Annotated in this window: 24 protein-coding genes; 15 read left to right on the forward strand and 9 right to left on the reverse strand. The window is 60.4% G+C overall.

Annotation, left to right across the window (positions count from 1 at the left end; genetic code table 11):
- Window positions 1–35 precede the first annotated feature (35 nt).
- The gene (locus AC4IHP_RS16635; RefSeq protein ID WP_460119194.1) at window positions 36–293 is read right to left on the reverse strand and encodes a DUF3630 family protein; all 258 of its coding nucleotides are present in this window, start codon (window positions 291–293) and stop codon (window positions 36–38) included.
- A 614-nt stretch (window positions 294–907) separates the two neighbouring features.
- On the opposite strand from AC4IHP_RS16635, the gene folE reads away from it, so the two are divergent.
- The 5 genes from folE (at window position 908) to AC4IHP_RS16660 (ending at window position 4,010) form a co-directional block, all read left to right on the forward strand.
- The gene (gene folE / locus AC4IHP_RS16640) at window positions 908–1,465 is read left to right on the forward strand and encodes a GTP cyclohydrolase I FolE (protein WP_460119192.1); all 558 of its coding nucleotides are present in this window, start codon (window positions 908–910) and stop codon (window positions 1,463–1,465) included.
- 45 nt (window positions 1,466–1,510) lie between these two features.
- Window positions 1,511–2,053, forward strand: coding sequence for a DUF3833 domain-containing protein (locus AC4IHP_RS16645; RefSeq protein WP_460119190.1), 543 nt, complete (start codon window positions 1,511–1,513; stop codon window positions 2,051–2,053).
- The gene (locus tag AC4IHP_RS16650; RefSeq protein WP_490832214.1) at window positions 2,050–2,760 is read left to right on the forward strand and encodes an SDR family oxidoreductase; all 711 of its coding nucleotides are present in this window, start codon (window positions 2,050–2,052) and stop codon (window positions 2,758–2,760) included. Before AC4IHP_RS16645 ends, AC4IHP_RS16650 begins: the two co-directional genes overlap by 4 nt.
- Window positions 2,761–2,774: 14 nt before the next feature.
- The gene (locus AC4IHP_RS16655) at window positions 2,775–3,080 is read left to right on the forward strand and encodes a DUF6482 family protein (protein WP_016774774.1); all 306 of its coding nucleotides are present in this window, start codon (window positions 2,775–2,777) and stop codon (window positions 3,078–3,080) included.
- 126 nt (window positions 3,081–3,206) lie between these two features.
- Window positions 3,207–4,010 carry a DUF1206 domain-containing protein gene (locus AC4IHP_RS16660; protein WP_460119186.1) on the forward strand — a complete coding sequence of 268 codons (804 nt, stop codon included), beginning with the start codon at window positions 3,207–3,209 and terminating at the stop codon, window positions 4,008–4,010.
- A gap of 42 nt (window positions 4,011–4,052) precedes the next feature.
- On the opposite strand, the gene AC4IHP_RS16665 is transcribed toward AC4IHP_RS16660, so the two are convergent.
- Window positions 4,053–5,345, reverse strand: a complete 1,293-nt coding sequence (locus AC4IHP_RS16665) for an Nramp family divalent metal transporter (RefSeq protein WP_370695140.1) — start codon at window positions 5,343–5,345, stop codon at window positions 4,053–4,055.
- A gap of 274 nt (window positions 5,346–5,619) precedes the next feature.
- Between AC4IHP_RS16665 and AC4IHP_RS16670 the strand changes: the two genes are divergently transcribed.
- Together AC4IHP_RS16670 and AC4IHP_RS16675 are read left to right on the forward strand one after the other, a co-directional pair.
- Window positions 5,620–6,753: a lactonase family protein gene (locus AC4IHP_RS16670; protein ID WP_490832215.1), complete on the forward strand. Its 1,134-nt coding sequence runs from the start codon at window positions 5,620–5,622 to the stop codon at window positions 6,751–6,753.
- Window positions 6,754–6,871: 118 nt separating this feature from the next.
- The gene (locus tag AC4IHP_RS16675) at window positions 6,872–8,113 is read left to right on the forward strand and encodes an MFS transporter (protein WP_490832216.1); all 1,242 of its coding nucleotides are present in this window, start codon (window positions 6,872–6,874) and stop codon (window positions 8,111–8,113) included.
- Window position 8,114: 1 nt separating this feature from the next.
- Here AC4IHP_RS16675 and AC4IHP_RS16680 read toward each other — a convergent pair whose 3' ends face one another.
- Both AC4IHP_RS16680 and rclC read right to left on the reverse strand, forming a co-directional pair.
- Entirely contained in the window at window positions 8,115–8,342 is a 228-nt protein-coding gene (locus tag AC4IHP_RS16680) for a DUF2790 domain-containing protein (protein ID WP_041480333.1), read from the reverse strand.
- A gap of 30 nt (window positions 8,343–8,372) precedes the next feature.
- Entirely contained in the window at window positions 8,373–8,948 is a 576-nt protein-coding gene (rclC, locus tag AC4IHP_RS16685) for a reactive chlorine resistance membrane protein RclC (protein ID WP_460119178.1), read from the reverse strand.
- Between the two features lie 126 nt (window positions 8,949–9,074).
- On the opposite strand from rclC, the gene AC4IHP_RS16690 reads away from it, so the two are divergent.
- Both AC4IHP_RS16690 and AC4IHP_RS16695 read left to right on the forward strand, forming a co-directional pair.
- The gene (locus AC4IHP_RS16690; protein ID WP_490832217.1) at window positions 9,075–9,980 is read left to right on the forward strand and encodes an AraC family transcriptional regulator; all 906 of its coding nucleotides are present in this window, start codon (window positions 9,075–9,077) and stop codon (window positions 9,978–9,980) included.
- 155 nt (window positions 9,981–10,135) lie between these two features.
- Entirely contained in the window at window positions 10,136–10,912 is a 777-nt protein-coding gene (locus AC4IHP_RS16695) for an alpha/beta fold hydrolase (protein WP_490832218.1), read from the forward strand.
- Window positions 10,913–10,939: 27 nt separating this feature from the next.
- Here AC4IHP_RS16695 and AC4IHP_RS16700 read toward each other — a convergent pair whose 3' ends face one another.
- Together AC4IHP_RS16700 and AC4IHP_RS16705 are read right to left on the reverse strand one after the other, a co-directional pair.
- Window positions 10,940–11,860, reverse strand: a complete 921-nt coding sequence (locus AC4IHP_RS16700) for a LysR family transcriptional regulator (protein WP_490832219.1) — start codon at window positions 11,858–11,860, stop codon at window positions 10,940–10,942.
- Between the two features lie 368 nt (window positions 11,861–12,228).
- Window positions 12,229–12,858, reverse strand: a complete 630-nt coding sequence (locus tag AC4IHP_RS16705) for a glutathione S-transferase family protein (protein ID WP_490832220.1) — start codon at window positions 12,856–12,858, stop codon at window positions 12,229–12,231.
- Window positions 12,859–13,143: 285 nt separating this feature from the next.
- Between AC4IHP_RS16705 and AC4IHP_RS16710 the strand changes: the two genes are divergently transcribed.
- Both AC4IHP_RS16710 and AC4IHP_RS16715 read left to right on the forward strand, forming a co-directional pair.
- Window positions 13,144–15,195, forward strand: a complete 2,052-nt coding sequence (locus AC4IHP_RS16710; RefSeq protein ID WP_490832221.1) for a 2Fe-2S iron-sulfur cluster-binding protein — start codon at window positions 13,144–13,146, stop codon at window positions 15,193–15,195.
- An 18-nt stretch (window positions 15,196–15,213) separates the two neighbouring features.
- Window positions 15,214–15,426 (forward strand): hypothetical protein, encoded by a 213-nt coding sequence (locus tag AC4IHP_RS16715; protein ID WP_490832222.1) that lies wholly within the window; start codon window positions 15,214–15,216, stop codon window positions 15,424–15,426.
- Here AC4IHP_RS16715 and gabP read toward each other — a convergent pair.
- Both gabP and AC4IHP_RS16725 read right to left on the reverse strand, forming a co-directional pair.
- Entirely contained in the window at window positions 15,423–16,829 is a 1,407-nt protein-coding gene (gene gabP, locus AC4IHP_RS16720) for a GABA permease (protein WP_490832223.1), read from the reverse strand. The two genes, AC4IHP_RS16715 and gabP, sit on opposite strands and share 4 nt — an antisense overlap.
- A 235-nt stretch (window positions 16,830–17,064) precedes the next feature.
- Entirely contained in the window at window positions 17,065–19,191 is a 2,127-nt protein-coding gene (locus tag AC4IHP_RS16725) for a TonB-dependent siderophore receptor (RefSeq protein ID WP_490832224.1), read from the reverse strand.
- 266 nt (window positions 19,192–19,457) lie between these two features.
- On the opposite strand from AC4IHP_RS16725, the gene paoC reads away from it, so the two are divergent.
- Window positions 19,458–21,668 carry an aldehyde oxidoreductase molybdenum-binding subunit PaoC gene (paoC, locus tag AC4IHP_RS16730; protein WP_490832225.1) on the forward strand — a complete coding sequence of 737 codons (2,211 nt, stop codon included), beginning with the start codon at window positions 19,458–19,460 and terminating at the stop codon, window positions 21,666–21,668.
- Window positions 21,669–21,693: 25 nt separating this feature from the next.
- Window positions 21,694–22,011 carry a hypothetical protein gene (locus AC4IHP_RS16735; RefSeq protein WP_490832226.1) on the forward strand — a complete coding sequence of 106 codons (318 nt, stop codon included), beginning with the start codon at window positions 21,694–21,696 and terminating at the stop codon, window positions 22,009–22,011.
- A gap of 402 nt (window positions 22,012–22,413) precedes the next feature.
- On the opposite strand, the gene AC4IHP_RS16740 is transcribed toward AC4IHP_RS16735, so the two are convergent.
- On the reverse strand, window positions 22,414–22,998 hold the full coding sequence (locus AC4IHP_RS16740) for a TetR family transcriptional repressor CurR (RefSeq protein WP_460119156.1): 585 nt from the start codon (window positions 22,996–22,998) through the stop codon (window positions 22,414–22,416).
- Window positions 22,999–23,210: 212 nt separating this feature from the next.
- Between AC4IHP_RS16740 and AC4IHP_RS16745 the strand changes: the two genes are divergently transcribed.
- Both AC4IHP_RS16745 and AC4IHP_RS16750 read left to right on the forward strand, forming a co-directional pair.
- Complete coding sequence (locus tag AC4IHP_RS16745; protein WP_490832227.1) at window positions 23,211–23,888, forward strand: type 1 glutamine amidotransferase domain-containing protein; 678 nt, start codon at window positions 23,211–23,213, stop codon at window positions 23,886–23,888.
- A gap of 102 nt (window positions 23,889–23,990) precedes the next feature.
- Complete coding sequence (locus AC4IHP_RS16750; protein ID WP_490832228.1) at window positions 23,991–25,112, forward strand: alkene reductase; 1,122 nt, start codon at window positions 23,991–23,993, stop codon at window positions 25,110–25,112.
- Window positions 25,113–25,335: the final 223 nt, after the last annotated feature.

The following is a 25,335-nucleotide window of genomic DNA, read 5'->3' on the forward strand; positions in this document are numbered from 1 at the left end:
CTTCTAAATCAGTTGGGATCTTTGTTAGAGCGGGCTTACCCGCAAGGAGGCTGCTTAAGCAACGCACATACTCTTCGAGCGATGTCATCTGCGCTATCGGGAATGACCACTGAAATGCCTAAATAGTGTTCAAGGTGTAGGGTAAGCGTGTGTTCACCCACCAACAGATCCCAATAGCGCTGGTCCAGGCCATCGAGCCTCTCTTTCCAGCAACCGCCCAGCCCTTGCTCAATAACCCGGGCCACGTCCTCGAAAAGCTTCCAGTCGGCTTCTTCTGATACTTCAATCCTCACTATGCGTCACCTCACCACCAACAGTCCTCTGATTCTGGTGGCTCCTGTGAATGGCCGCAATGGGTCGACACCTAACGGTGGAGGATGACCGCTTTTAGCCGTTAGCGGTCATTCGTGAGCGGCGGATTCCGGCCAGAAGCTGCCTCTCAGGCAGCTAACCGTGAATGGCCACTCGTCAAACAAGGTCCAGCCATGGCAAATGCCAGCAAAGTCTTTTGCCGTGAAAAATAATGTCAGTTCCTCTGGGTCAAACTCTTTGGCGAGCCAATGCCCAAGAATCGGGCCTCTCGTTATCGCGTATTCCAAGCGGTATTTTTGAAGAGGTCAAAAACTGAAGGAGCGTGAATTCAACTCAGACCTGTCACCTCTGTTGAGCGCCCATGGCTTTTCAACAAGGCAGTCATCAAGTAGCACATCGGCCCCAAGCAAGCCACGCAACAAACCTATTCCAGGTTTGTCCTGCCTGAAATCCCAAACCCGCACAAAAAATTCACCGATTAATTGTCAGTTGATCCTTTTCAGCCTATCTTCAATAAAACCTATACAGCCAACCAGTGCGCGTACAACCTTTCACCCTGCAGTGTCCCTAACCCGCACCGCCACGAGTAACCCGAATGAGCCCACTATTAGCCAGCCATTACCGTGAAATCCTCGTTGGCGTCGGTGAAAATCCTGAGCGTGAGGGGCTGCTGGATACGCCCCAGCGTGCCGCCAAGGCGATGCAATACCTGTGCAACGGTTACGCGATGAGCCTGGAAGACGTCACCAATGGCGCCCTCTTCGAGTCGCAGAGCGATGAGATGGTGATTGTCAGCGACATCGAGCTTTATTCGCTATGCGAGCACCATATGCTGCCGTTTATCGGCAAGGCGCATGTGGCGTACATCCCTACTGGCCGGGTGCTGGGGCTGTCGAAGGTGGCGCGAGTGGTCGACATGTTCGCGCGGCGCCTGCAGATTCAGGAAAACCTCACTCAGCAGATTGCTCAAGCCATCCAGCAGATCACCGGTGCCGCCGGTGTCGCGGTGGTCATTGAGGCGCGGCACATGTGCATGATGATGCGCGGTGTCGCGAAGCAGAATTCGATCATGACCTCCTCTGTCATGCTCGGTGCCTTTCGCGACAGCGCGACAACGCGGCAGGAATTTCTCCAGCTCATCGGCCGGCGTTAGGCCTATACACAGCCTGTTAACTGTACAAGCTTAAGGAGAAGGAAGATGACCCGATTTCTGCTGCTGTTAGGACTGGCGCTCAGCATTGCAAGCTGCGGCAGTGTCGATGTTGCTCGTTATGCGGATCAGCAACCGGCATTGAGTCTGGAGCAGTTTTTCAGTCAGCCCGTCAAAGCCTGGGGGATGTTTCAGAAGCGCAACGGCGAAGTGGTCAAGCGGTTTGAGGTCGATATCGCCAGCCGTCGTGAAGGTGAAAACCTGATCCTCGACGAGCGCTTCCTCTACAGCGACGGCACCCGTGAACGCCGAGTCTGGACCCTCACTCCCGGGGGCAATGGTCAGTGGAGTGGTCGAGCGCATGATGTGGTCGGCGTTGCGCAGGGCCAGATTGCTGGAAACACTTTCCACTGGCGTTATCGCCTGAACCTGCCAGTCGACGACTCGACCTACGAGATGAGCATGGACGACTGGATGTACCTGGTTGACGAAGACACGTTGATCAACCGCACCCGTATGTCCAAGTGGGGTTTCGAAGTCGGCCAGGTGACGGTGTTTTTCCGTCGTCAGAGCGCTGGTGCCACTCCATGAGCAGCGGGTTGACCCTGGCCTCCTTCGGCGACGGATATCGCGCCTTGGTGATCGGCGCCAGTGGCGCCCTCGGCACGGCGTTTTGCCAACATCTGAACCAGGATCCACGCTGCGCCAGCGTCCGTGCGCTGGGGCGCAAATCTGTGCCGAAGCTCGACCTCGAGCAACCCGAAACGATCGCCAGCGCCGCCGCTGAACTGGCAGGCGAAGCGCCCTATCACCTGATCATTCACGCAGCCGGCCTCCTCCATCGCAACCAAATCAAACCGGAAAAAAGCTACAGCGCGATCAACGCCGAGTCGCTGCAGGCCGTGTTCCAGGTCAACACGCTGGGGCCGGCATTGCTGCTGCGCGACTTTCTGCCATTGCTCGCGCCTCAAGGCGCGATGGCGATGCTTTCGGCAAAAGTCGGCAGCATCGGCGACAACCGTTTGGGCGGCTGGTACGCCTATCGCGCCTCCAAGGCTGCGCTGAACATGCTGATCAAGACCGCCGCGATCGAGCTTTCGCGCACTCGGCCGCAGAGCCGCTTGCTCAGCCTGCACCCGGGCACGGTGGTGTCGCCGTTGTCGCAACCTTTTCGCGGAGCCTCAAGCGCCCGCCCGGCAGACATTGCCGCTGCGCAATTACTGAGTCTGATTGACACGCTGACGCCGGCCGATAGCGGCCATTTCTTCGCCTACGATGGAGAACGCCTGCCCTGGTAGGCAAGGAGTGAAGCATGAATCTGCAAACCCTCACCGAGCGTGCGGCCAACAGTGAAGTTCGCGAACTGGAGCTGCTGTCACTTGAAGGTGGTTTTTATCTGGCGAGAATTCGCGTGGATCAGGGCCAGTTCACCTTGCTCGATGACGCGGCCAAGCCAATGCACCTGCGCTCGATCACTCACCTGCGCGACTTGCTGCAGACCGTGCCGGCGTTTCCCTGCGTGCTGGTGCAGCAATGCGTGCACGATGAAATGTGCGGCCGGGATTCCGGGCCGGTCGAAGAGCTGCGCATTCCGTTTTCGCTGACCACGCCGTTATGACGCCGAAGCGAGGCGAGCGCTGAATGGCAGGCTGATAAAGCGCGCGTCGCCCACCGGCGACGCATTTATCGAACCCCTGCCCCGTCCACGGGTCTGCTTCACATCGATTCCCTGGAAGTAACCCCCATGTCCACTCAACACACGCTTGTCCTGCTTGCCCGAGGCGGATACGCCGCGCGCGGCGTTCTGTATCTGATCATCGGCATCTTCGCGCTATTGGCAGCGCACGACTCCACCAAACCGAAAGACAGCCACAAAAGCCTTGAAGCATTGCTCAGCCAGCCATTCGGCTACGTGCTGATCGGTGTTGTGGTCGCCGGCCTGCTGGCTTTCGCCGCCTGGCGTGCGCTGCAAGCGATCCGCGATGTCGACCACCACGGCACCAAGTTCAAGGGCCTGGTCATTCGCGCAGGTTTGCTTGCTGGCGGTCTGGTTAACGCGGCGCTGGCCTTCTTTGCCTTGGGCCTGTTGGTGAGTGGCCTCAGGAGTTCGGGCGGTTCCGGCGACGGCAAGACCAAGGATCTGCTCGCGCAGCTGCTGTCGTTCGAGCACTCGAACCTGTTGATTTACCTGATCGCGCTGATCCCGCTCGGCGTCGGTATCGCCCACATCATCAAAGGCTGGAAGGCCACGTTCGAGAAATACTTCGAAGCGGATGACGAAGTGATGCGCTACGTGCGCCCGGTGTCGCGCTTTGGCTTGATCGCCCGAGGCGTGGTGTTTATCGAGATTGCAGTGTTGATGGCAGTCAGCGGCTCGGTTTACCAAGCGACCAATCCACCCGGCATGAAGGAAGCGCTGGATGCTTTGCAGAATCTGCCGGCAGGCGGCGTGCTGTTGATGCTGATGGCGTTGGGGCTGATCGCCTTTTCGGTGTACAGCTTTTCCGAAGCGGCCTGGCGCCGCATCGAAATGGATGTGCGGTTGTAAGCGGCGATTCGAGGGGGCGCTTGCCCCCTCGACTGCTCGTCATCAGGTAAACAAATCAACACCCAGCTGGAAGGCTACCCACAGCGCCAGACCTGTAGCAAACAACAGCGCGATGTTTTCGAACAGGTTGTTGCGGTACTGCTTGTCCAGCAGCGACTTCTGGTTGGACATGATCAGCAAGCCCAGAGAAATCACCGGCAAACCAATGATGTTCAACGCGCTGACGCCAATGGTCAGGGTGACGAAATCCGGCATGCCCGGCATCGACCAGATTAGCGGCGTGACCAGGATGAACAGCATGAACCACTTGTGCATCGGGTCATGATGGAACTCTTTGCCGTACTTCTCGCGACGCTCAGGGCGAACATGCTGGAAGGCATCGGTGATCAGCATCGGAAACGCCGTGGTCTTGCCTGAAATACTGGCGAACAGCGTCGCGAACACACCGATGAAGAACACGTACCAGCCGATCGGGCCGAAGAAGATTTCCAGCGCCTTGCCCAGATCGCCCAAGGTTTTCACCTCGATGCCATTGGGACGCAGAATTTCCGCGCCAACAATCCAGATCGCCAGGTTGATGATGATCCCGACGAACACCGCAAACAGCAGATCGTTACGTTGAATGCGCTTGTGCTGCGGCCCGGTCCAGCCTTTCTGGCGCATGACATAGGGATGCACGAAGTTGGCAATCGAACCGGCAACCGCGCCGATCACCGAAACCGCGACCAGCAACGCGCCATGCACGCCTTCGTCCGGCGGAATGCTGAAGCCGATGGTGCCTTTGATGATGCCGCTGACATCCGGACCGGACATCACCGCCAGGGCGATGAACGCCAGCGTCATGATCGCCAGCAGCAGCTTCATCACACCCTCGATCATCGTGTAGATGTTGCGCCCGACCAGCATCCAGACCGCCAACACCACCGCCACCGAGCACAGCAATGGCTGATCGATCTTGAACAGCATCGCCAGCGACTCCCCTGCCCCCTTGATCATGTAGGCGTTCATCAAGTGCCCCATCAACAAGGCATAAACCAGCATGAACCAGGCGAACACCGGGTTGAGCTGGGCATAGCCCTGCAGAATGGTCATGCCCTGGTTATTGCACAACTGGAAACGGGCAATGATGTTGACGATCAGGTATCTGAGCAACAACGAGACGGCCAGCACCCACATCATGGCGTAGCCGTAGTTCGCACCGGCCACTGAAGACGTGATGAGATCGCCCGCACCGAGCCACGACAGGACGGCGATAATGCCGGGGCCGAGCAGTTTCAGCGTTCGCAGGAACAGGTTTTGCGGTTTCGCAGCGGCCTGATGATCGAGTGGAGCCATGCTCGTCATAGGGGTATCTCCGTTATTGTTTTTGTGAGAGTTGTTGCACTGCGCACATTAGGTAGGATGTCGTACAACAACGCTAATGGGAGAGTATGTAAAAATGTGTCAAAGCTCAATCACGACTACCTTCTCCGATCATTTCTGCTGATCAAAATCATCTATTACGCGCCTATCAAATAAGCATGGCGACTTTGCAGGCTTACCAAAAAGCCATTGATGCCCCAGTAAATCACTCATAGGATGACTGATCACAACAACAATAAGGCTGGAAATGATGAAAAGAACCCTCTTGTTCGCTGCGCTCGCCTCCACGTTGAGCGTGACGGCTAACGCCGCTACTTACGCTTACATCTCAAGCCCCGGCGACGGTCTGATCTCGCAATACCGTCTCGATCAGAACAACGGCGCACTCACCCTCATCGAACAGGTCCAGGCCGGTGACCAAGTCAATCCCATGGCGCTCACCCCGGACGGCAAAGTGCTGTTTGCAGCCTTGCGGGTCAAGCCCTTCCAGGTCGTGGGTTATCGGATCGATCCCAAAAGCGGTCACCTGACGCGATTTACTCAGGCTCCTCTCGCAGAAAGCATGGCCTACCTGTCGACCGACCGAAAAGGACGCTACCTGCTCGCAGCGTCCTACGGCGCCGATACTCTCAGCGTCCAGAAGATCAGCAAGGATTACCAACCTTCCGCCGATATGGTTCGCTACAAGACAGGCCTGCACGCGCATTCGATTCGCACCGAGCCGAGCAATCGCTTTGCCTACGCTGGCAACCTGGGCACCGACAGGGTTCTGCAATACCGCCTCGATGCCAACACTGGTGAGCTCAGCCCGATCGGCAGCGGCTCGGTCAGCGTCCCGGAGAAAACCGGGCCTCGGCATCTGGCGTTCTCGCCGAACGGCAAATTCCTTTACGTGGTCGGTGAAATGAGCGGCACCGTGACTGCCTTTTCAATCGACGACACTAACGGCGCGTTGGCGCAACTTGCTGAAGCCAATGGCATTCCCGAACGTTTGCAACTGGCTCACGGCGAAGTCCGTGATGCGCGCAACAACGATCTAAAAGACGACCCGACCCCGCGCATCTGGGCGGCTGACCTGCGCATGTCGCCGGACGGAAAACTGCTGCTGATGAGTGAGCGCACCAGCAGCAGCGTTTCGGCATTTGCCGTGGATCCGGCAACAGGAGCACTCAAGTTTCTCGATAACTACCCGGTGCAAGAACAGCAACCGCGAAATATCGCCTTCTCCCCAGATGGCCACTGGCTGCTGGTGACCGGAGAGAAAAGCGCCAAGGTCGGTACTTACGCGGTGAGCAAGGATGGCGCGCTGAAGCGTGTCGGTGAAGCGGCCTCCGGCAAAGGCGCCTTATGGATCGAGATACTGCAAACGCCTGATGCATGAATATCTGCGGAGCAGCAACTGCTCCGCAGCCCTGCAACTAATTCCCTGCCGCTTCGGTCATTAGCATTGCCGAGGTTGATGCATTTTCGCAGACCTCACTTTCAAGAGACTGCCCCCCGTGATCAGCCATCTCGATCGCCGCAACAACCGTTCGCTGGACAGTCTGAATTTCTTTCTCGCCGATGTCCGCGACGGCCTGGGGCCGTACCTCGCCATTTACTTGCTCGCCGTACACCACTGGGACCCGGCCAGTATCGGCGTGGTCATGACCCTCGCCGGTATTGCCGCGCTGGTCACGCAGACACCTGCCGGTGCACTGGTTGACAACAGTCGGGCGAAACGGGCGCTGATCATCATCGCCGCATTGTTGGTGACGGCGAGTTGTCTGCTGCTGCCCTTCATTTCGTCATTCAGTCTGGTGGCGTTGACCCAAGCCTTGAGCGCGGCGGCAGCGTCTATTTTTGCCCCGGCCATTTCTGCAATCACGCTGGGCATCACCGGCCCGCGAGCATTCACCCGGCGCACCGGTCGCAACGAGACGTTCAACCACGCCGGCAACGCCTGCGCAGCGTTATTGGCCGGTTTGTTTGCGTATCTGTTCGGTCCGGTGGCGGTGTTTTATCTGATGGCGGTCATGGCGCTGGCCAGCGTGATTGCCGTGCTGTTCGTCTCGGCCGAGGCGATTGATCATGACGTCGCGCGCGGCCTCCAGCCTGGCGATCAAAGTCATCAGCCGTCCGGGTTCAAGGTGCTGCTGAGCAATCGCCCGTTACTGATGTTTGCCCTGTGCTGCGCGCTATTCCACTTGGCCAACGCGGCGATGCTGCCGTTGGTGAGCCAGAAACTCGCGCAAGCCAACTTGCACATGGCCACGCCGCTGACCTCGGCGTGTATCGTCGCCGCGCAACTGGTGATGGTGCCAATGGCCCTGCTGGCCGGTGCGAAAGCCGATGTCTGGGGGCGCAAACCGTTGTTGCTGGCGGGTTTTCTGATCCTGCCGCTGCGCGGGTTGCTCTACACCTTCTCGGATGATCCGTATTGGCTGGTCGCCGTGCAGTTGCTCGACGGCGTCGGCGCCGGGCTGTTCGGGGCGCTGTTCCCGGTGATGGTCAAGGATCTGACTCTCGGCTCCGGGCATTTCAATGTCAGCCTCGGTGCACTGACGACAGCGTTTGGTCTGGGCGCGGCACTGAGCAACGGGCTGGCCGGTTTTGTCGTCGAGGCCGCCGGTTACAGCGCGGCATTTCTGACCCTTGCCGCAATTGCAGGAGCAGCGTTTCTGCTGCTGTTGATCGGTGTTCCGGAAACGCTGCAGCGGACTGAGAAATTCGAGTCCGCTGCAGTGATGGGCCAAACCTGAACTAATCGCCACCGCAGCCATCGCCTAAAACGCTGTAAGTGGCGACATGCCGCTGGCCGTGGCTGTCTTCATAGACGACCTCCACCGGAACAATTCCGCAGGCGGCGCTGGTGTCGGTGATGCTGATGGTTTTGGCGATATCCAGTGGCACGCCGGTCTGTGCAGGTTCGGTGGCAGCGAACACGTTGCCGGCGAGGATGGCCAGGGTCAAAGCAAAAAGCGTTTTCATGGTGTGATCTCTCTATAAAGGATGAGGAATTCAGGCCTGACGTTCAGTCAGCAATTGGCGCGCGGAATCGGCCATCACCGGCAGCGCTCCGGCAAGCATCAGGACGTCTTTGAGCACCAGGCGTCCGGCGCCGGACAGATAGGGAAAACCGTGCTGACCATCGCCCAGCGCAGCGACCCAGGCTTCAGGTGTGGTGATCAGAAAGCTCAGGGTCACCAGCGGCGTAGCGAACGCCAGCGCGCCACCGAGCAGGCCGGTGCGGCGGGAAAGCCGGTTGGACAGGACCAGCAGACCGATGAGGATTTCCACCACGCCAAGCCCGGTGGAAAAGCCGTAAGTGTTGTTCGCGGTCTGCCAGGCGCGCTTGTCGGCGTTCAGCTCGCCCTCATGGGTCAGGTGCGCCTTGTAGTCCTGCGGGTGTTCGTAGAAGAACGACATCACCGGGCTGTTGGCGACGAAGGGCGTGATGCTGTCGGCTTCGTACGGGACGAATTTCAACGCGCCGATCCACAGAAAGACGATGGCGATGGCCACGCGCATCAGCGGGATGCCGAGGCGATCGAGTTTGCCGAGCTGTTGTAGTCCGGCGTTGATTGAGGTGAACATGCGACTTCTCCAGATCAATGAAAGTGGAGTCAGTCTGCGGTGCTATCGAATCGCGCTTTTGTCGGTCATGCTCAACGTCTTGCTCAATCGTCTCAACTTTGCGGATTTCCATCGTAATGGGTGCCAATGAACTCGCTCGATAAGCTCATCAGCCTGGCCAACGTGCGCGGCAGTCTTGATCTGCGTTGCCAGTTTCAAGGCGACTGGGCGCGCGATCATCAACAGGAAGCCTTGGGCAAGGCGCCCTATCACGTCGTGCTCAAAGGTGAATGCCGAGTTGAGCTGGCCAGCGGGCAACGCCTGGCGATGCGCGCCGGCGATATTCTGCTGTTGCCACGGGGTACGCCGCATGTGCTGCACAGTGCCGGCAAGAACGTAGCGCCGATGTCGCCAACGCTGATTCCCGGCGGGGTGTTGCCGATTTATCGGCTGGGTGGGGCGAGCGCCGATCTGGACATGCTCTGTGGTGGCTTTCATTACAACCGCGCGTCGATGCTGTTCGCCGCGCTCCCCGACTACCTGCTGATTGCCAACGATGGCTTGCCGATTGATGCGCCGCTGACCGCCCTGATTGCGCTGTTGCGCAGCGAAGCCGACAGCGAACAGCCGGGCGCGCGCTTTCTCCTCGATTCACTGTCCCAAGCCTTGTTCACCTTGATCCTGCGTGCGCACCTGGGCCGTGCCGATCAAGCCAAAAGCACCTTGGCGCTGCTCGGCAACCAGCGCCTCGGCCGCACCTGTCAGGCAATCTTGGCCGACCCGGCGCACGAGTGGACCATCGAAGCCATGGCCGATACCGCGAACATGTCCCGCGCGACGTTCATGCGCACCTTCGCTCGGGTCGCTGGCGTGTCGCCGTGGGTCATGCTGACCCAGTTGCGCATGGAGCTGGCGTTCAGTCTGCTCAGCCATTCGCATCTGGGCCTTAACGACATTGCCGTGCAGGTCGGCTACCAGTCGCAAGCTGCATTCAGCAAGAAATTCAAGGAAACCTACGGCGAGGCCCCAGGCAAGATCCGCCGCGCGATCTGACCGGATGGATCGCTTTGTATCAGCGTGTAGCTTTTGCCAACACAGATACACACGCATGCGAAGTTCGGCCGTGCGCACACAGAACTGACACATTTAGCGCGCTAAATACCCCTGTCGCTTCCATTCCTACCTTAATCAATCGACAGGACATCACCATGAACAAAGTCTTCGCTACCCTCGCCCTCACCGCCGCCATGTTCGGTGCCACTGCCGCCTTCGCCGCGCCGGTTAAACCTACCGTGGTGCTGGTGCACGGTGCGTTCGCCGATTCGAGCAGTTGGAACGGCGTGGTCAAGATTCTCGAGAAGGATGGCTATCCGGTGATCGCCGCCGCCAACCCGCTGCGCTCGGTCAAGGGTGATGCGCAATCGGTAGCGGATGTATTGGCCAGCGTGAAAACCCCGGTGGTGCTGGTCGGCCATTCTTACGGTGGCCCGGTGATCAGTGAAGCCGCTTACGGCAATGCCAATGTCAAAGCGCTGGTGTACGTCGCGGCTTTTGCGCCGGAAAAGGGTGAAACCGCAGCTGAGCTGTCCGGGCGTTTCCCCGGCAGCACCCTCGGCCCGACCCTGTCGGCCCCGGTTGAGCTGGCCGATGGTGGCAAGGATTTGTACATCCAGCAGGATAAATTCCACGATCAGTTCGCAGCCGATGTTTCCCCGGCGGATGCGAAGCTGATGGCCGCCACGCAACGCCCGGTGACCGTCGCCGCGCTCAACGAAGCCGCCACCGAGCCTGCATGGAAAACCGTGCCGTCGTACTTCGTCTACGGCGATCAGGACAAGAACATCCCGGCGCAAGCCCTGGCGTTCATGGCCGAGCGCGCGCACTCCAAGCAGACCGTCGTGGTCAAAGGCGCTTCGCACGTGGTGATGGTGTCCAACCCGAAAGCCGTCGCCAGCCTGATCGAAACCGCCGCGGCCGGGAAATGATTCATCGCTGAGTTGAACCTTGAAGTGTTAGCCGTGAACCCTGTTCACGGCTTTCAGCGCTGGGTGGTGTTGCAGCCGCTCGCTGAGAAAATCCACAAACGTGCGCACCTTCGCCGGTACGCGCGGATGTTTCAGATAGACCAGTTGCACCGGTAACGCCGGCGGCTCAAAGGCCTCCAGCACCAATTCCAGTTCGCCGGCGGCAACCTGGCTGGCGACCTGATAAGACAGCACGCGGGTAATGCCCCAACCGGAACTGGCGATATTGATCGCAGCCTGATTGGCGGTGACCACCAGACGCGGCTCGAAGCGAAAACTCAACGGGCCATCGGCATGGGCGAATTGCCAATCGCTGAGCAAATGACTGGCGGACGACATGACGATATTGGCGCGGCTCAAGTCGTTCGGATGTTGCGGCCGGCCATACCGGGCGAAGTAATCGGGGGTGCCGCAGATCACCTGGCGGACCTCGCCAACCTTGATCGCATGCTGATTGTTCTCGTGCAGATGGCCGATGCGCACGGCGACATCGATACCCTCTTCCGCCATGTTCACCACGCGATCAACCAGCAAAGCCTTCAGATGCACCGAAGGAAACGCGTCCACGTATTGCGCCAGCAACGGCGCGATGAACAACTCGCCAAACAACACCGACGCGGTCACGCTCAAATGCCCGCACGGCACTCGATAACTGCCGGCGGCGGCCTCTTCGGCTTCGTCGACATCACAGAGTATCCGCCGACAATCATCTAGGTAACGATGCCCGGCTTCGGTCAGATGCAGGCTGCGCGTGGTGCGCGACAACAGACGCGTGCCGATGCGTTGCTCCAGCGCAGCGATGGCGCGGGTGACGCTGGGGGGCGAAGTGTTCAAACGCCGAGCCGCAGCCGCAAAGCCACCCTCCTCGGCCACAGCCAGGAACATGCGCATTTCCTGAAAACGATCCATAGACGGCAACCTGTAAAAAACCTCGAAAACACAGTGAGTCAATGTGGGAGCGAGCCTGCTCGCGAAGGCTTTCTGTCAGTCAACAACCATGCTGAATGACCCACCGCTTTCGCGAGCAAGCCCGCTCCCACAGGGGTTGGTGTACACAGTTGAATTGGGGCAATGCTTCAGCTCCCGCCAGTACGCCCGCACATTCGAATATTCCTCCAGCCAGACATTGTCTTCCTATGCATGGATAGCACTGCTAACGCCAAACCTGTGGGAGCGGGCTTGCTCGCGAAGGCGTCAGGTCAGTCAACATTAATACTGAATGACCCACCGCTTTCGCCGGCAAGCCCGCTCCCACAGGGGTTTGGCGTGTGCTGATATCAAGCTGTTTGCAGGCCCACCGCTGTGCGCTGCATGCCGACGAACTTGGGCAGCGCCTCGACCCGTGCCAGCCATGCCCGCACATTCGGGTAATCCTCCAGCGAGACGTTGCCTTCCGGTGCGTGGGCGACGTAAGTGTAGGCGGCCACATCGGCAACGGTTGCTTTGTCGCCGGCGAGGAATGCGCTGTTGGCCAACTCGTCTTCCATCACTTGCAATAAAGCGTGGGAACGCTTGATCGCATCAGCCGCGTCGTAACCCGCGCCGAACACCGTGATCAAGCGCGCCGTCGCCGGACCCGAGCTGATCTGTCCGGCAGCCACCGATAACCAGCGCTGCACCTTGGCTTGCTCGACGGGATCACTCGGCAGCCACTCGCCGTTGCCGTATTTGCTCGCCAGATAAACAAGAATGCCGTTGGAATCCGCGAGCACCGTGCCGTTGTCGTCAATCACCGGCACCTGGCCGAAACGGTTGAGGGCGAGGAATTCAGGCGTTTTGTGTGCGCCTTTCATCAGGTCGACGAACACCAGTTCGGTCGGCACATCCAGCAGGGACAACATCAACTCGACGCGATGCGAGTGGCCGGACAACGGATGGCGGTACAGTTTGACGGCTGACTGAGACATGACGTGCTCCTGGATTATTTGAGGTCGACCCGCTGATCGTGTCGATGGAGCTCATCCTGCTCCCCTGCCGCAAATCGCGGAATCCTCAACAAATACAATCGAGCATTTCAGCCAGTGAAATAATCATCCTTCTCCTTAGGCGCGCGTAGGGATCATTTCACCGAGTGAAACAGTGGATTGCAGTTTCTGGCCATTCCCTCGCAACCGGCCGAGGGCGAACATGAGCCCACTTGAGCTTCAGCCCCTGGCGGCTCACCGGCCCGTTTGCACCCGAGGAGAATCGAAATGGACACAGCGTCGAAACCGCAGACCTCGCCCTGGCATGAAGGTGAGCTGACCCTGCAACGTGCCGTCGGCGCGGTGGAGATGATGGTCGGTGTCGGCCAGCGGCAACTGGCCCGCGACTGGATGCCGGACCAGCACCGCGAGTTCTATGCGCAACTGCCCTTCGTCGTGCTCGGCGCCGTCGATGGCCAGGGCGATCCGTGGGCGACGCTGCGTACCGGTCAACCGGGGTTCATGGATTCGCCGTCGCCACAGGTGCTGAAGATCAAACTCGACGCGCAGCCCAACGACCCGGCCAATCAAGGCCTGCAACCCGGCGACGCGATCGGCATGCTCGGCATTGAGCTGCACACCCGTCGGCGCAATCGCATGAACGGCAACATCAGCCGCCGCGATGCCGACAGCCTCGAGATCAGCGTGACCCAGGCTTACGGCAACTGCCCGCGCTACATCAATCTGCGCCATTACGCCTTCGTCGATGAGACCACCGACAACGCGCTCGACTTGCCTGTCAGCGAACCCTTGGTGCGCGACATGATCACCGCCGCCGACTCGTTCTACGTGGCCACTTATGTGGTGCGCGACGGCGAGCGCCAGGTCGATGTGTCCCATCGCGGTGGAAAATCCGGCTTCGTGCACCTGGACGAGGACGGCACCCTGACCATCCCGGATTTCTCCGGCAATCTGTTCTTCAACACCTTGGGCAACATTCTGCTCAACCCGCGCGCCGGGCTGACCTTTATCGATTTCGAAAGCGGCGATCTGTTGCAGATGACCGGCAGCGCAGAAGTGCTGCTCGACGATCCGCGAATCGCCGCGTTCCAGGGCGCCGAGCGCCTGTGGCGTTTCAAGCCGCAGCGCATCGTTTACCGTCAGGCCGCGTTGCCATTGCGCTGGGCCGAGCAGCCGGAAGGCGATTCGCCCAACTCGCAAATGACCGGCAGCTGGGAACAGACCCGCGAACGTTTGCAGGCCGAAGCGCTGCGTAATCAATGGCGCGCGCTGCACGTCACGCGGGTGGTCGATGAGAGTCCGCAGATCCGCTCTTTTTACCTGCAAGCCAACGACGGCTTCGGCCTGCCGCGCTTTGAACCGGGCCAGCACTTGCCAATCAAGGTCTTGCTCGATGGCCAGGATGCCGCGTCGATCCGCACCTACAGCGTGTCCAGCGCGCCGTCGGACGAGTTCTTGCGCATCAGCGTCAAACGCGATGGCTCGGTGTCTTCGCATTTGCATGATCGGATTCAGGCATTGGACATGATCGAAGCCCGCGCGCCGCAAGGCGACTTCACCGTCGACGCCACCGAACGCCGGCCACTGGTGCTATTGGCCGCAGGGGTTGGGGTAACGCCGTTGCTGTCGATGCTGCGCGAAGTGGTCTATCAGGGCAAACGCATCAGCCGCATGCGCCCGACCTGGGTGGTGCAAAGCAGTCGCACCGTCGAGGATCTGGCCTTTCGCGAAGAAATCGACGCCCTGGCTGCGCGCGCGGGTGACAAGGTCAAGGTGCTGCGCGTGGTCAGTCAGCCGCCGCTGGAGGCTACAGCGCAGACTTACGATCACGCCGGGCGCATCGACATCGCCTTGCTGAAAAGCCTGCTGCCGCTGGATGACTACGATTTCTACCTGTGCGGTCCGGGCAGCTTCACTCAGGCGCTGTACGACGGCCTGCGCAAAATGCGCATTCCCGATGATCGCATCCACGCCGAAACCTTCGGCCCGTCGACGCTGATCCGCGATGTCGAAATCAGCACCCCGGCGCCGCCGCAAGTGCCGGTCGCGGAAGAGCCGGTCAAGGTGTTGTTTGCCACGTCCGGCAAGGAAGCGCGCTGGGAACCGGGCAGCGGCACCTTGCTGGAACTGGCCGAGGCACGTGGCTTGAATCCGGAGTTCAGCTGTCGCGGCGGTTCGTGCGGTACCTGCAAAACCCGCCTTACCAGCGGCCAGGTGCATTACCTCACCCCGCCGGCCATGCGCCTGGCGGACGACGAAGTGCTGATCTGCTGCGCCGCTCCGGCGCAGGGCAGCGAAACCCTGGTGCTGGACGTTTGAATAATGAGGAGGTGTGCCATGAAGCCGTTTGCCGAAACCAGCGTGGTTTGGCCGCAAGAGAAAACCGGACTGTCCGCCAGCGAATGCGAACGCAGTTTTTTGCTGCCGCAATTGATGGGTTCACTCGCCGGTGAAACCTGCGCGTTGACGGGCTCATTCAATCAACGTGAGCCTCTGCCTTCGAGCCCGAACGGCTGGTTTTTCCGTGGGCTCAAGGCGTTGTTTGCTTAGGCTTTGCCCACCGCCGCCATTCTGCCCGCCGGCCCGTGCTGGCGGCTGGTGACCAGGCCTACGAACGAGATCAGCAACGCCAGGCCAATGGTCGAAGTCACTTCAAGGCGATGTTCCGGGGTGATCATCATCACGGCCAAAGCGGCGCAGATGAAGGCGATGACCAGCCAGGTGAGCCAGGGGAACAGCCACATGCGCAAGGTCATTTCGACCTTTTCCCGTTCCAGTCGGCGGCGCATGCGCAACTGCGAAATGGCGATCACCAGATACACCAGCAAGGCAATCGCACCGGAGCTGGCGAGCAGGAACTGGAACAAACCGGCCGGCATGAAGTAGCTGAGCAAGGTCACACCCGCGCCAATCACCGTGCTGGCGATCACCGCCGCGCGTGGCACTCCGGCCGCCGAAGTCACCTTCAATGCCGGCGGCGCGTCGCCGCGTCGGCCCAGCGAATAGAGCATGCGCGAAGAAATGTAGATCGACGAGTTCATGCAACTGGCCACCGCGATCAATACGACCACGTCGACGAGGAATTTGGCGTTGGGGATGTTCATCAGTTCCAGTGCGCGCTGGTAGGAACCGACCGAGGCGAGTTGCGGGTCATTCCACGGCACTACGGAAATCACCACGAAGATCGACAGCAGGTAGAAAATGCCGATGCGCCAGATCACCGAGCGCGTGGCCTTGGCGATGTTCTGCGCCGGATTGTTCGACTCCGCAGCGGCAATGGTCACCGCTTCGGTGCCGATGAAACTGAACATGATGGTGATGAACGCGCCGACCACCGCCGACATACCGTTCGGCGCAAAGCCGCCGTGCTCGGCCATCAGCGTGCTCAAGCCACTGGCTTCGCGTTCGGGAATCCAGCCCATCAGCACCGCAAAACCCAGACCGATGAAACCGATGATCGCGATGACCTTGGCCATGGCGAACCAGAATTCGAACTCGCCGTATTTCGACACGCTGAACAAATTGGTGATCACCAGCAGCACGATCGACAGCAAAGCGAACAACCAGGCATCGACCTGGGGAAACCACTGATTGAGCACATGCCCGGCGGCCAACGCTTCGATCGGAATCACCAGCACCCAGAACCACCAGTAGAGCCAGCCAATGGTGAACCCGGCCCAGCGGCCGATGGCTTGATCGGCGTAAGTGGAAAACGAGCCGGTGTCGGGATGGGCCACGGCCATTTCGCCAAGCATGCGCATCACCAGCACGACCAAAAGACCGGAGAACAGGTAAGCGAGCAGCACCGCAGGTCCTGCGGCGGCGATGGCGTGGCCTGAGCCAACGAAAAGTCCTGCGCCGATGATGCCGGCAATGGAAAGCATGGTGACGTGACGCGGTTTGAAACCTTGCGCCAACTGACCGTTGGGGTCCTTGGGGTTCAGGCTAGTCATGGGTTCTTATTGTTCTCATGATCGACGTTTGGGCCACTGACTGTGCGTCGGGCGATCATCATTTCCGGTGCTGACATCAGGCGAAAGCAGCGACGCAGACGCTTTGCCGACGAAATGATGCTTCACCTTACGTGGCCCGACCGCCGCCCAACTAGCCTGAGTGCGGCATGCCGATGTCTGATTTCGACATGCCACTCTCAGGCCACCATGAGTCGGCGGCAACCGCTGCGGCGATTTACAGCGTGTAGGAAATCCCCACCTGCACGGTTCGCGGCGCGCCCGGGTAGGCGTAAACGTTGCCGAAGGCGCCTTCTTCGTAGTCGCGGTCGAAGATGTTTTTCACATCGAGGTTGAGCCGCACTTTATCGTTGACCTTGTAGAAGCTCAGCAGGTCGACCACGGTGTAACTGCCCATGGAAAACGCGGTGTTGGCGGTCTGCCCGGCACGCTCGTCGACGTATTTCAGGCCAGTGCCGAGGCCAAGGCCTTTGAGCGTGCCGTCCTGGAACTCGTACATGTTGAGCAGGCTGAAGCTGTTCTTCGGAATGTTCAGCAGGCGCGTACCGGAGCGCAGCGTGTTGTCCTTGGTCACCTCGGCGTCGACGTAAGCGTAACCGCCGACTACTCGCCACTCCGGAGTGAGATTGCCGGTGACGTTGACATCGAAACCACGGCTGCGCACTTCACCGGCAGCGACGCTGAAGGTCGAATCTACCGGGTCGGTGGTCAGCACGTTGCGTTTTTCGATCTGGTAGATCGCCGCGTCGACGCTCAACTGCTGATCCAGTGCCTCCCACTTCACGCCCATCTCGTAGGACTTGCCTTTCTCCGGGGCGAAGCCGCCGCCTTCGCGACTGGCGCCGGTGTTGGGCTTGAACGAGCGCGCGGTGTTGGCGTAGACAGCCAGGGTTTCGGTCAGGTCGTAGGTGACGCCGATACGCGGGGTGACGGCGTTGTCGCTGGCCTGCCAGCTCTTGCCGCCGGGCACGTAGGTTTCGTAATCGTGCTCGAAGCGCTCGAAACGTGCGCCGGCCAGCACTTTCAGTTTGTCGGTCAGGGCTACCTGATCCTGCACGAATGCCGCGTAGGTCTTGAGGTTCTCTTTGTCGTGGGTCGGCGTGCGGGTCAGCGCCGGGCGTGGCTGGCCGTAAACCGGATTGAAGATGTCGATCGGGTAGGCACTGACCGCGCCGCTGGAGCGCTGGATGATCGACTTGTAATCGTAATCTTCGTACTCGATGCCGGTGAGCAAGGTGTGCTGCAGACCGCCAGTATCAAAATGCCCGGTGAGGTTGAGCTGGGTGTCCTTGTCGGTCCATTCCAGCTTGCGGTAGTTGAAGTTGCGCCCCAGCGTGCGGCCGTCAGCGGCAATGCCGTTGGCCTCGATCGCGTCGCCCTTGAGCGAGCCGTCGAGCCACTGGAAACCACCGCCCAGAGTCCAGTCGTCGTTGAGCATGTGTTCGAAACGCAGTTGCGCCATGTTGTTGTCGTTGTGCAGCTTGCCGACGTCCTTCTCGCCAAAGAAGGTCTCGCGCGAGGCGGTGCCGATCTGCGCCGGGTAGCGCGTCACGCCACGATCGAGCGGCGCGTTGTTGCGCATGAAATCGCCTTCGAAAATCAGCTTGGTCGCGTCGGTGGCCTGCCACGTCAGCACCGGCGTGATGCCGTAGCGCTCGGTCTCGACATGATCGCGGAAGGTGTCCCCACCCTCGCCCACCACATTCAAGCGATAGGCCAGACGCCCTTCTTCATCGAGCGGCCCCGAAGCGTCGAGGGTGCCGCGCTTCATGCCTTGGTCATTCAACTGGCTGCCCAGGGTGACGGTGCGCTCGGGTAACGGCTGTTTCGACACCACGTTGAAGGTACCGCCGGGATCGCCACGGCCATAGAGCATGGTCGCCGGACCGCGCAGCACTTCCAGACGCTCGATGGTGTTGGCGTCAGGCATGTTCGGGTAGCCACGGTTGATCGGGAAACCGTTGCGGTAGAACTCACCCGTGGTGAAACCGCGCACGGTGAAGGTGGTCAGGCCCTGCCCCCCGAAGTTGTTCGCCCGACCGACGCCACCGGCGTAATCCAGCGCATCCTGCAAACGCGTGGCGCCGAGGTCTTCGACGGCATCCTTGGTCACCACGCTGATTGATTGCGGGGTTTCATGGATCGAAGTGTCGGTGCGCGTGGCGCTGGCCGAACGGGTCGCGCGATAGCCTTGCACCGGGCCGTCTGCCCTTTCGTAATCCGCTGTGCCGACCACGTCGGTGGCTTCCAGCTCAAGCGTTGAAGAAGTCGGTTCGGCTGACTCAGCCCACGAGGAAGAAGACAACGCCTGCAGCACACAAATGGAAAGCAGAGTTCGACGCATGAGGTGAAAACCTTTACGAATAGGCCAGAACGAAGGGCAAAACCGCCACTGAAAACGCCGCGCATGGTATACCGGCGCATTAGTAATTGAAACTTATTCTTATTTGTCATGTTGGTCAGGATTGGTGAGCGCGATTCATCACTCCATCCTGAAACCGCGCATTATCAGTGGCGCGTCGATGGCCTAGGCTCGTTGAGATCCGACGTCAACCGATGGCTGCGCCGCGCTACGTGTTCGCCGCCAGCCTGTCTGAAAGGAATTCGCAGATGAAATTCGACACCCCGGCCGGCTCCAATCCGATCGACCAGCTGAACGTCATCGGCCAACCGGCCGACCGTATCGACGGCAAGCTGAAAACTACCGGCACCGCGCCCTACGCCTACGAACAGCACGCAGCTGCACCCGATGCCGCTTACGGCTATATCGTCGGCGCCGGGATCGGCAAGGGCCGCATCGCCTCGATTGATTCGACGCAAGCGCGTGAAGCGTCCGGGGTAATCGCCATCGTCACTTACGAAAACGCCGGGGCATTGGCCAAAGGCGAGTTTTACGTAGCCAGGGCCTTGGCCGGGCCGCAGGTCGATCACTATCATCAGGCCGTGGCGATTGTCGTCGCGGACACCTTTGAACAGGCGCGCGCGGCCGCCGGCTTGCTCGACATCCGCTACGTGGCCGAAGCGGGTTCATTCGATCTGGCGGCTGCGAAAGACTCCGCCACTCCACCGCCACCGGCCGGTTTTGGCCCGCCGCCCCAGACCAGCGTCGGGGACTTCGAAGGCGCCTTCAACGCTGCGCCAGTGCAAATCGATCAGCACTACAGCACGCCTGACCAGGCCCACGCGATGATGGAACCGCACGCAACCATCGCCCGTTGGAGTGGCACACAGTTGACCTTGTGGACATCGATCCAACAGATCAACTGGGGCGTGCGCGATCTGGCGACAACCCTCGGCATCGCCAAGGAAGATGTGCGCCTGATCTCGCCGTATATCGGCGGTGGTTTCGGCGGTAAGGGCACGATTCTGTGCGACGCAGTGTTGGCATCCCTGGCCGCTCGACATGCCGGGAGACCGGTGAAAGTCGCGCTGCCGCGGCCGCTGATGTTCAACAACCTTACCCATCGTCCGGCGACGCTTCAGCGCCTGCGCATCGGTGCCAACCGTGACGGCGTGATCACAGCGATCGGCCACGAGAGCTGGTCAGGCAATCTGCGCGGCGGACGCGCCGAAGCGGCTACCGCGTCAACCCGATTGCTTTACGCCGGGGCCAATCGCATGACCCGTTTGAACCTGGCCGTGCTCGATCTCGCCGAGGGTTCGGCGATGCGCGCGCCGGGCGAGGCACCGGGGATGATGGCGCTGGAAATCGCCATGGATGAACTGGCCGAAAAGCTGCAGATGGATCCGCTGCAACTGCGCATCCTCAACGATTCGCAGGTCGATCCGGAGCAACCGGCGCGGCCGTTCTCCAAACGGCAGTTGGTGGAATGCCTGAACACTGGGGCCGAACGCTTTGGCTGGCGTCAGCGCAACCCTCAACCCGGTCAGCGTCGTGAGGACGGTTGGCTGATCGGCATCGGTCTGGCCTCGGCGATTCGCGGCGCACCGACGACCGCTTCGGCGGCCCGGGTGCGACTCGATCGTCAAGGCGTCATCACCGTGGAAACCGACATGACCGACATCGGAACCGGCAGTTACACCATCATTGCCCAGACCGCCGCCGAAATGATGGGCGTGCCGCTGGACCGCGTCGTGGTGCACTTGGGTGATTCGCGGTTTCCGGAATCGTCGGGCTCCGGCGGCCAGTGGGGCGCCGCCTCCTCCACTGCCGGCGTGTATGCCGCGTGCATGAAACTGCGTGAAGCCGCCGCTCGCGCCGTCGGGATTGACCCGCAGCAAGCCGAGTTTGTCGACGGGCAAATTCGCACAGGCTCGCAGCAGGTTGCCTTGGCTCAGGCCGCAGCCAGTGGCGAGCTGACGGGCGAGGACCGCATGGAATACGGCGATCTGGCCGAGCGTTTTGCCCAGCAGACATTCGGCGCGCATTTCGCCGAGGTCGCGGTCAATGCGGCGACCGGCGAAATTCGCCTGCGTCGGCAACTGGCCGTGTGCGCCGCCGGGCGCATCCTCAACCCGAAAACCGCGCGCAGCCAGATCATCGGCGGCATGACCATGGGCGCTGGTGCGGCATTGATGGAAGAGCTGGCGGTGGATCATCGAATCGGCTTTTTCGTCAATCACGATCTGGCCGGATACGAGGTGCCGGTGCACGCCGACATTCCCCATCAGGAAGTAATCTTTCTCGATGAAGTCGACCCGTATGCAACACCGTTGAAAGCCAAAGGCGTTGGCGAGCTGGGTATCAGCGGCGCGGCGGCGGCCATCGCCAACGCGATCCATAACGCGTGTGGCGTACGGGTGCGCGATTATCCGATTACGCTGGATAAACTCATCGGCGAGTTGTCCTACCCGGTCTGAGACTGGATCACGCAGGATATCGCCCATGTACCCCACCACCCCCGATGGCCGCTATTTTGTGGTCAAGCAACAGCTGTGGCGTTGCAGCAATCCAGCGCTGCCCGCGGCCGAGCGTGAGGCACTGGTTTCCGAGCTCATGGCGGCGCGGCGTGCGGTCAGAGAAGCCAAGCGCGCGGAGGATGCTGATGCATTGAGGTCAGCGAGAGCGCGTGTGAACCGGGCCAAAGTCGCATTGGGTGAGCGCGGGCCGGTGTGGTGGGAGGATGGCACCCCGGATTACAACCGGCACAAGGTGAGCAATACGCCGTATGCGCAGTGGTTTGCCCAACTGCCTGAGGGTTGACTGGCCTGCTGATCCCCAATCCCACAATCAACGCTGGTCCCCTGTGAGAGCGGGCTTTGTGTGTTGCCGGGATTTTGCATACGCCGCGAACTTGTGGGAGCGATCCTGCTCCCACACTGGATTTCGCGTGCTGCCGGGATTTGGCACGCGCCGCGAAAACCTGTGGGAGCGAGCCTGCTCGCGAATGCATTCGGTCAGGCGATGAAATGTTGGATGTGCCACCGCCTTCGCGAGCAAGCCCGCTCCCACACTGGATTTCGCGTGCTGCCGGGATTTGGCACGCGCCGCGAAAACCTGTGGGAGCGGGCTTGCTCGCGAATGCATTCGGTCAGGCGATGAAGATGTTGAATGTGCCGACGCCTTCGCGAGCAGGCCCGCTCTCACAGGGGCCTGCAGCGAGGCTCAGACTCGCAACAACTGTCGGGTCATCGCCATGGATGTTTCCAGCGACTGCCCGGTGCGCTGCAATTTGTTCAGCAGACTCGCGCCGAGCCAGAGCTGATACAGCGTCTCTGCCAACTTCCGCGCATCGCCCTCGGGCAGGCTTTTGTCATATTGGCCTTGTTCGATGCATTCGGTGATGCGCGCGACGATGCGTTCGGCGCCGTCGCGCAGGGTCAGGCGCATGGATTCGGACAGGTCGGCGACTTCAGCGCTGAGTTTCACCACCAGGCATTCATCACCGTGACCTTCCACGGTGCAGCGGTTCTGCCAGCCCTGCCAGTAATCCATCAAACGCTCGAAGGCAGTCAGCCCAGGCAATGTGAGGCGGCGCTCCATGTCGGCGAGGTAATCGACGAAGTAATCCTCGAGCAGCGCCTGGCCGTACAACTCCTTGGATTTGAAGTAGTGATAGAACGAGCCTTTGGGCACGCCGGCGGTCTGCAGGATCTCGTTGAGGCCGACGCTGGTGAAGCCCTTCTCGGCCATCATCCGGTGGCCGGTGTCGAGCAAGTGTTGGCGGGTGTCGTCAAAGGTCGGCTTCATGGTGCGCAAAATTCCAGACAATAGACCAGTCGTATACTTTTCAGGATCGGGAGTTTGCCATAACAGACGAGCAAAAACATTTTCTGAAAAAACTACTAGACGACTGGTCTAATTGGAACCTATGCTGCGCCCCGAGACACAAATTCATGCGGTGCCGACGCTGAGCGAATTCCTCGCCTTGTGCCGATGCCTGACCAACCCAAGGGTGCTCTATGAAAATCTTGATGGTTCTGACTTCCCACGATCAACTCGGCAACACCGGCAAGAAAACCGGCTTCTGGCTGGAAGAGTTCGCCGCGCCCTACTTTGCTTTCAAGGACGCCGGCGCCGATGTCACCCTGGTATCGCCTGCCGGCGGCCAGCCTCCGCTCGATCCGAAAAGCGATGAGCCAAGCGCGCAGACTGCCGAGACCGATCGCTTCCGCGCTGATCCGGCGGCGCAACAAGCGTTGGCCAGCACCGGTCGTCTGGCTGATGTGAAGGCCGAAGATTTCGACGCAGTGTTCTACCCAGGTGGCCACGGCCCGCTGTGGGATCTGGCCGAAGACAAGGCCTCGATCGCGCTGATCGAAGCCTTCGACCGCGCCAACAAACCTCACGGTTTTGTCTGCCACGCACCGGGTGTGTTGCGTCACGTGGTGCGCGCTGACGGCCAGCCAATCGTCAAGGGCCGTGACGTCACCGGCTTCACCAATGCCGAAGAAGCGGCGGTCGGCCTGACTGACGTGGTGCCGTTCCTCATCGAAGACGAATTCCAGCGTCTGGGCGGGCGCTATTCGAAAGTCGCCGACTGGCAGGTGCATGTGGTGGCTGACGGTCAAATGGTCACCGGCCAGAACCCGGCCAGCTCCGCCGCCGTTGCCGACAAACTGTTGAAGATGCTCGGCTGAATCCCTCGCTCTACCCCGATCAACGCCGTGTGCGTACAGCCCGGCGTTGTTTTTTTACCCAGTCACTAGTCGACTGGTCTAATCAGATTCAAGGCTTACTCCATGAACAATGCTTTCTTCACGCCCGCTAAATTGGGCAACCACACCCTGAAAAACCGCATCGTCCTGCCGCCCCTCACCCGCCAGCGCAGCACGCAACCGGGCAATGTCGCCAACGAGTTGATGGCCGAGTATTACCAGCAGCGCGCCGGTGCCGGTTTGCTGGTCACCGAAGGCACGCAGATCGAACCGCGCGGTCAGGGTTATGCGTGGACGCCGGGTATTCATACGCCGGAGCAAATCGCCGGTTGGCGCAAAGTCACCGAGGCGGTGCACGCGGCGGATGGTGTGATCTTCGCCCAGCTCTGGCATGTCGGACGGGTCTCGCACACGGCGTTGCAGCCCAACGGCGATGCGCCGGTGTCGGCCTCGGCGGTTGCCACGGACCGCGTCAGCGTGTTCATCGAAACCGCGCCCGGCGCAGGTGAACTGGTGCCGCCGTCCGCTCCGCGCGCGCTGAGCACCGATGAAGTACAGGAACTGATTCAGCTGTACATTCAGGCCGCGCGCAACGCGATGGATGCGGGTTTCGACGGTATCGAATTGCATTGCGCCAACGGTTATCTGGTCAACCAGTTCATCTCCGCCCACAGCAACCTGCGCACCGACCAATACGGCGGCTCACTGGACAATCGCTTGCGCTTTTTGCGCGAAGTGGTGGCCGGCGTCGCCGAATGCATCGGCAAAGACAAGGTCGGTGTGCGTTTCGCACCGTTGTTCACTACCACCGATGAAGCGCGGACGTATCTGGGCCTGGTCGAGGAAGATCCGCACACCACCTACATTGCAGCGATCAGGATTCTTGAAGAAGTGGGCATTGCCTACCTGTCGATCGCCGAAGCCGACTGGGACAACGCGCCTGCGATGCCGCAGACCTTCCGCCAGGCCGTGCGCGACACCTTCAGCGGCGCGATCATTTATGCCGGGCGCTACAACGCCAAGACCGGCGCGCAATTGCTTGAGTCGGGGCTGGCGGATCTCGTCGCGTTTGGCCGACCGTTCATGGCCAACCCGGACCTGCCGGCGCGGATTGCCAATGACTGGCCGTTGAACCAATTGAATCCGGCGACGGTGTATGGCGGCGGTGCCGAGGGTTATATCGACTATCCGACCTACCCCGCTTAAGCACCCAGCACAAATCCCTGTGGGAGCGAGCCTGCTCGCGATAGCGGTGTGTCAGTCAATTATATGCAAGCTGACCCACCGCCTTCGGGAGCAAGCCCCTCCCACATTGGTTCTGTGGTGATCGAGGATCAGGTGGTACACCCGCCATCCCTGTGGGAGCGGGCTTGCTCGCGAAGGCGTCCTGTCAGTCATGAATGTGCAAGCTGACCCACCGCCTTCGGGA

Source organism: Pseudomonas sp. UF-293 (genome assembly GCF_058245595.1).

Excerpts from the sequence above, each read along its gene's own strand:
- AC4IHP_RS16680 (WP_041480333.1), bottom strand. The coding sequence starts at position 8,342 with ATGAAAACGCTTTTTGCTTTGACCCTGGCCATCCTCGCCGGCAACGTG.
- AC4IHP_RS16740 (WP_460119156.1), bottom strand. The coding sequence starts at position 22,998 with ATGAAGCCGACCTTTGACGACACCCGCCAACACTTGCTCGACACCGGC.
- AC4IHP_RS16725 (WP_490832224.1), bottom strand. The coding sequence starts at position 19,191 with ATGCGTCGAACTCTGCTTTCCATTTGTGTGCTGCAGGCGTTGTCTTCT.
- paoC (WP_490832225.1), top strand. The coding sequence starts at position 19,458 with ATGAAATTCGACACCCCGGCCGGCTCCAATCCGATCGACCAGCTGAAC.
- AC4IHP_RS16735 (WP_490832226.1), top strand. The coding sequence starts at position 21,694 with ATGTACCCCACCACCCCCGATGGCCGCTATTTTGTGGTCAAGCAACAG.
- AC4IHP_RS16660 (WP_460119186.1), top strand. The coding sequence starts at position 3,207 with ATGTCCACTCAACACACGCTTGTCCTGCTTGCCCGAGGCGGATACGCC.
- AC4IHP_RS16650 (WP_490832214.1), top strand. The coding sequence starts at position 2,050 with ATGAGCAGCGGGTTGACCCTGGCCTCCTTCGGCGACGGATATCGCGCC.
- AC4IHP_RS16710 (WP_490832221.1), top strand. The coding sequence starts at position 13,144 with ATGGACACAGCGTCGAAACCGCAGACCTCGCCCTGGCATGAAGGTGAG.
- AC4IHP_RS16715 (WP_490832222.1), top strand. The coding sequence starts at position 15,214 with ATGAAGCCGTTTGCCGAAACCAGCGTGGTTTGGCCGCAAGAGAAAACC.
- AC4IHP_RS16745 (WP_490832227.1), top strand. The coding sequence starts at position 23,211 with ATGAAAATCTTGATGGTTCTGACTTCCCACGATCAACTCGGCAACACC.
- AC4IHP_RS16695 (WP_490832218.1), top strand. The coding sequence starts at position 10,136 with ATGAACAAAGTCTTCGCTACCCTCGCCCTCACCGCCGCCATGTTCGGT.
- AC4IHP_RS16690 (WP_490832217.1), top strand. The coding sequence starts at position 9,075 with ATGAACTCGCTCGATAAGCTCATCAGCCTGGCCAACGTGCGCGGCAGT.
- AC4IHP_RS16705 (WP_490832220.1), bottom strand. The coding sequence starts at position 12,858 with ATGTCTCAGTCAGCCGTCAAACTGTACCGCCATCCGTTGTCCGGCCAC.
- AC4IHP_RS16645 (WP_460119190.1), top strand. The coding sequence starts at position 1,511 with ATGACCCGATTTCTGCTGCTGTTAGGACTGGCGCTCAGCATTGCAAGC.
- rclC (WP_460119178.1), bottom strand. The coding sequence starts at position 8,948 with ATGTTCACCTCAATCAACGCCGGACTACAACAGCTCGGCAAACTCGAT.
- AC4IHP_RS16655 (WP_016774774.1), top strand. The coding sequence starts at position 2,775 with ATGAATCTGCAAACCCTCACCGAGCGTGCGGCCAACAGTGAAGTTCGC.
- AC4IHP_RS16750 (WP_490832228.1), top strand. The coding sequence starts at position 23,991 with ATGAACAATGCTTTCTTCACGCCCGCTAAATTGGGCAACCACACCCTG.
- AC4IHP_RS16700 (WP_490832219.1), bottom strand. The coding sequence starts at position 11,860 with ATGGATCGTTTTCAGGAAATGCGCATGTTCCTGGCTGTGGCCGAGGAG.
- AC4IHP_RS16665 (WP_370695140.1), bottom strand. The coding sequence starts at position 5,345 with ATGGCTCCACTCGATCATCAGGCCGCTGCGAAACCGCAAAACCTGTTC.
- gabP (WP_490832223.1), bottom strand. The coding sequence starts at position 16,829 with ATGACTAGCCTGAACCCCAAGGACCCCAACGGTCAGTTGGCGCAAGGT.
- AC4IHP_RS16670 (WP_490832215.1), top strand. The coding sequence starts at position 5,620 with ATGATGAAAAGAACCCTCTTGTTCGCTGCGCTCGCCTCCACGTTGAGC.
- folE (WP_460119192.1), top strand. The coding sequence starts at position 908 with ATGAGCCCACTATTAGCCAGCCATTACCGTGAAATCCTCGTTGGCGTC.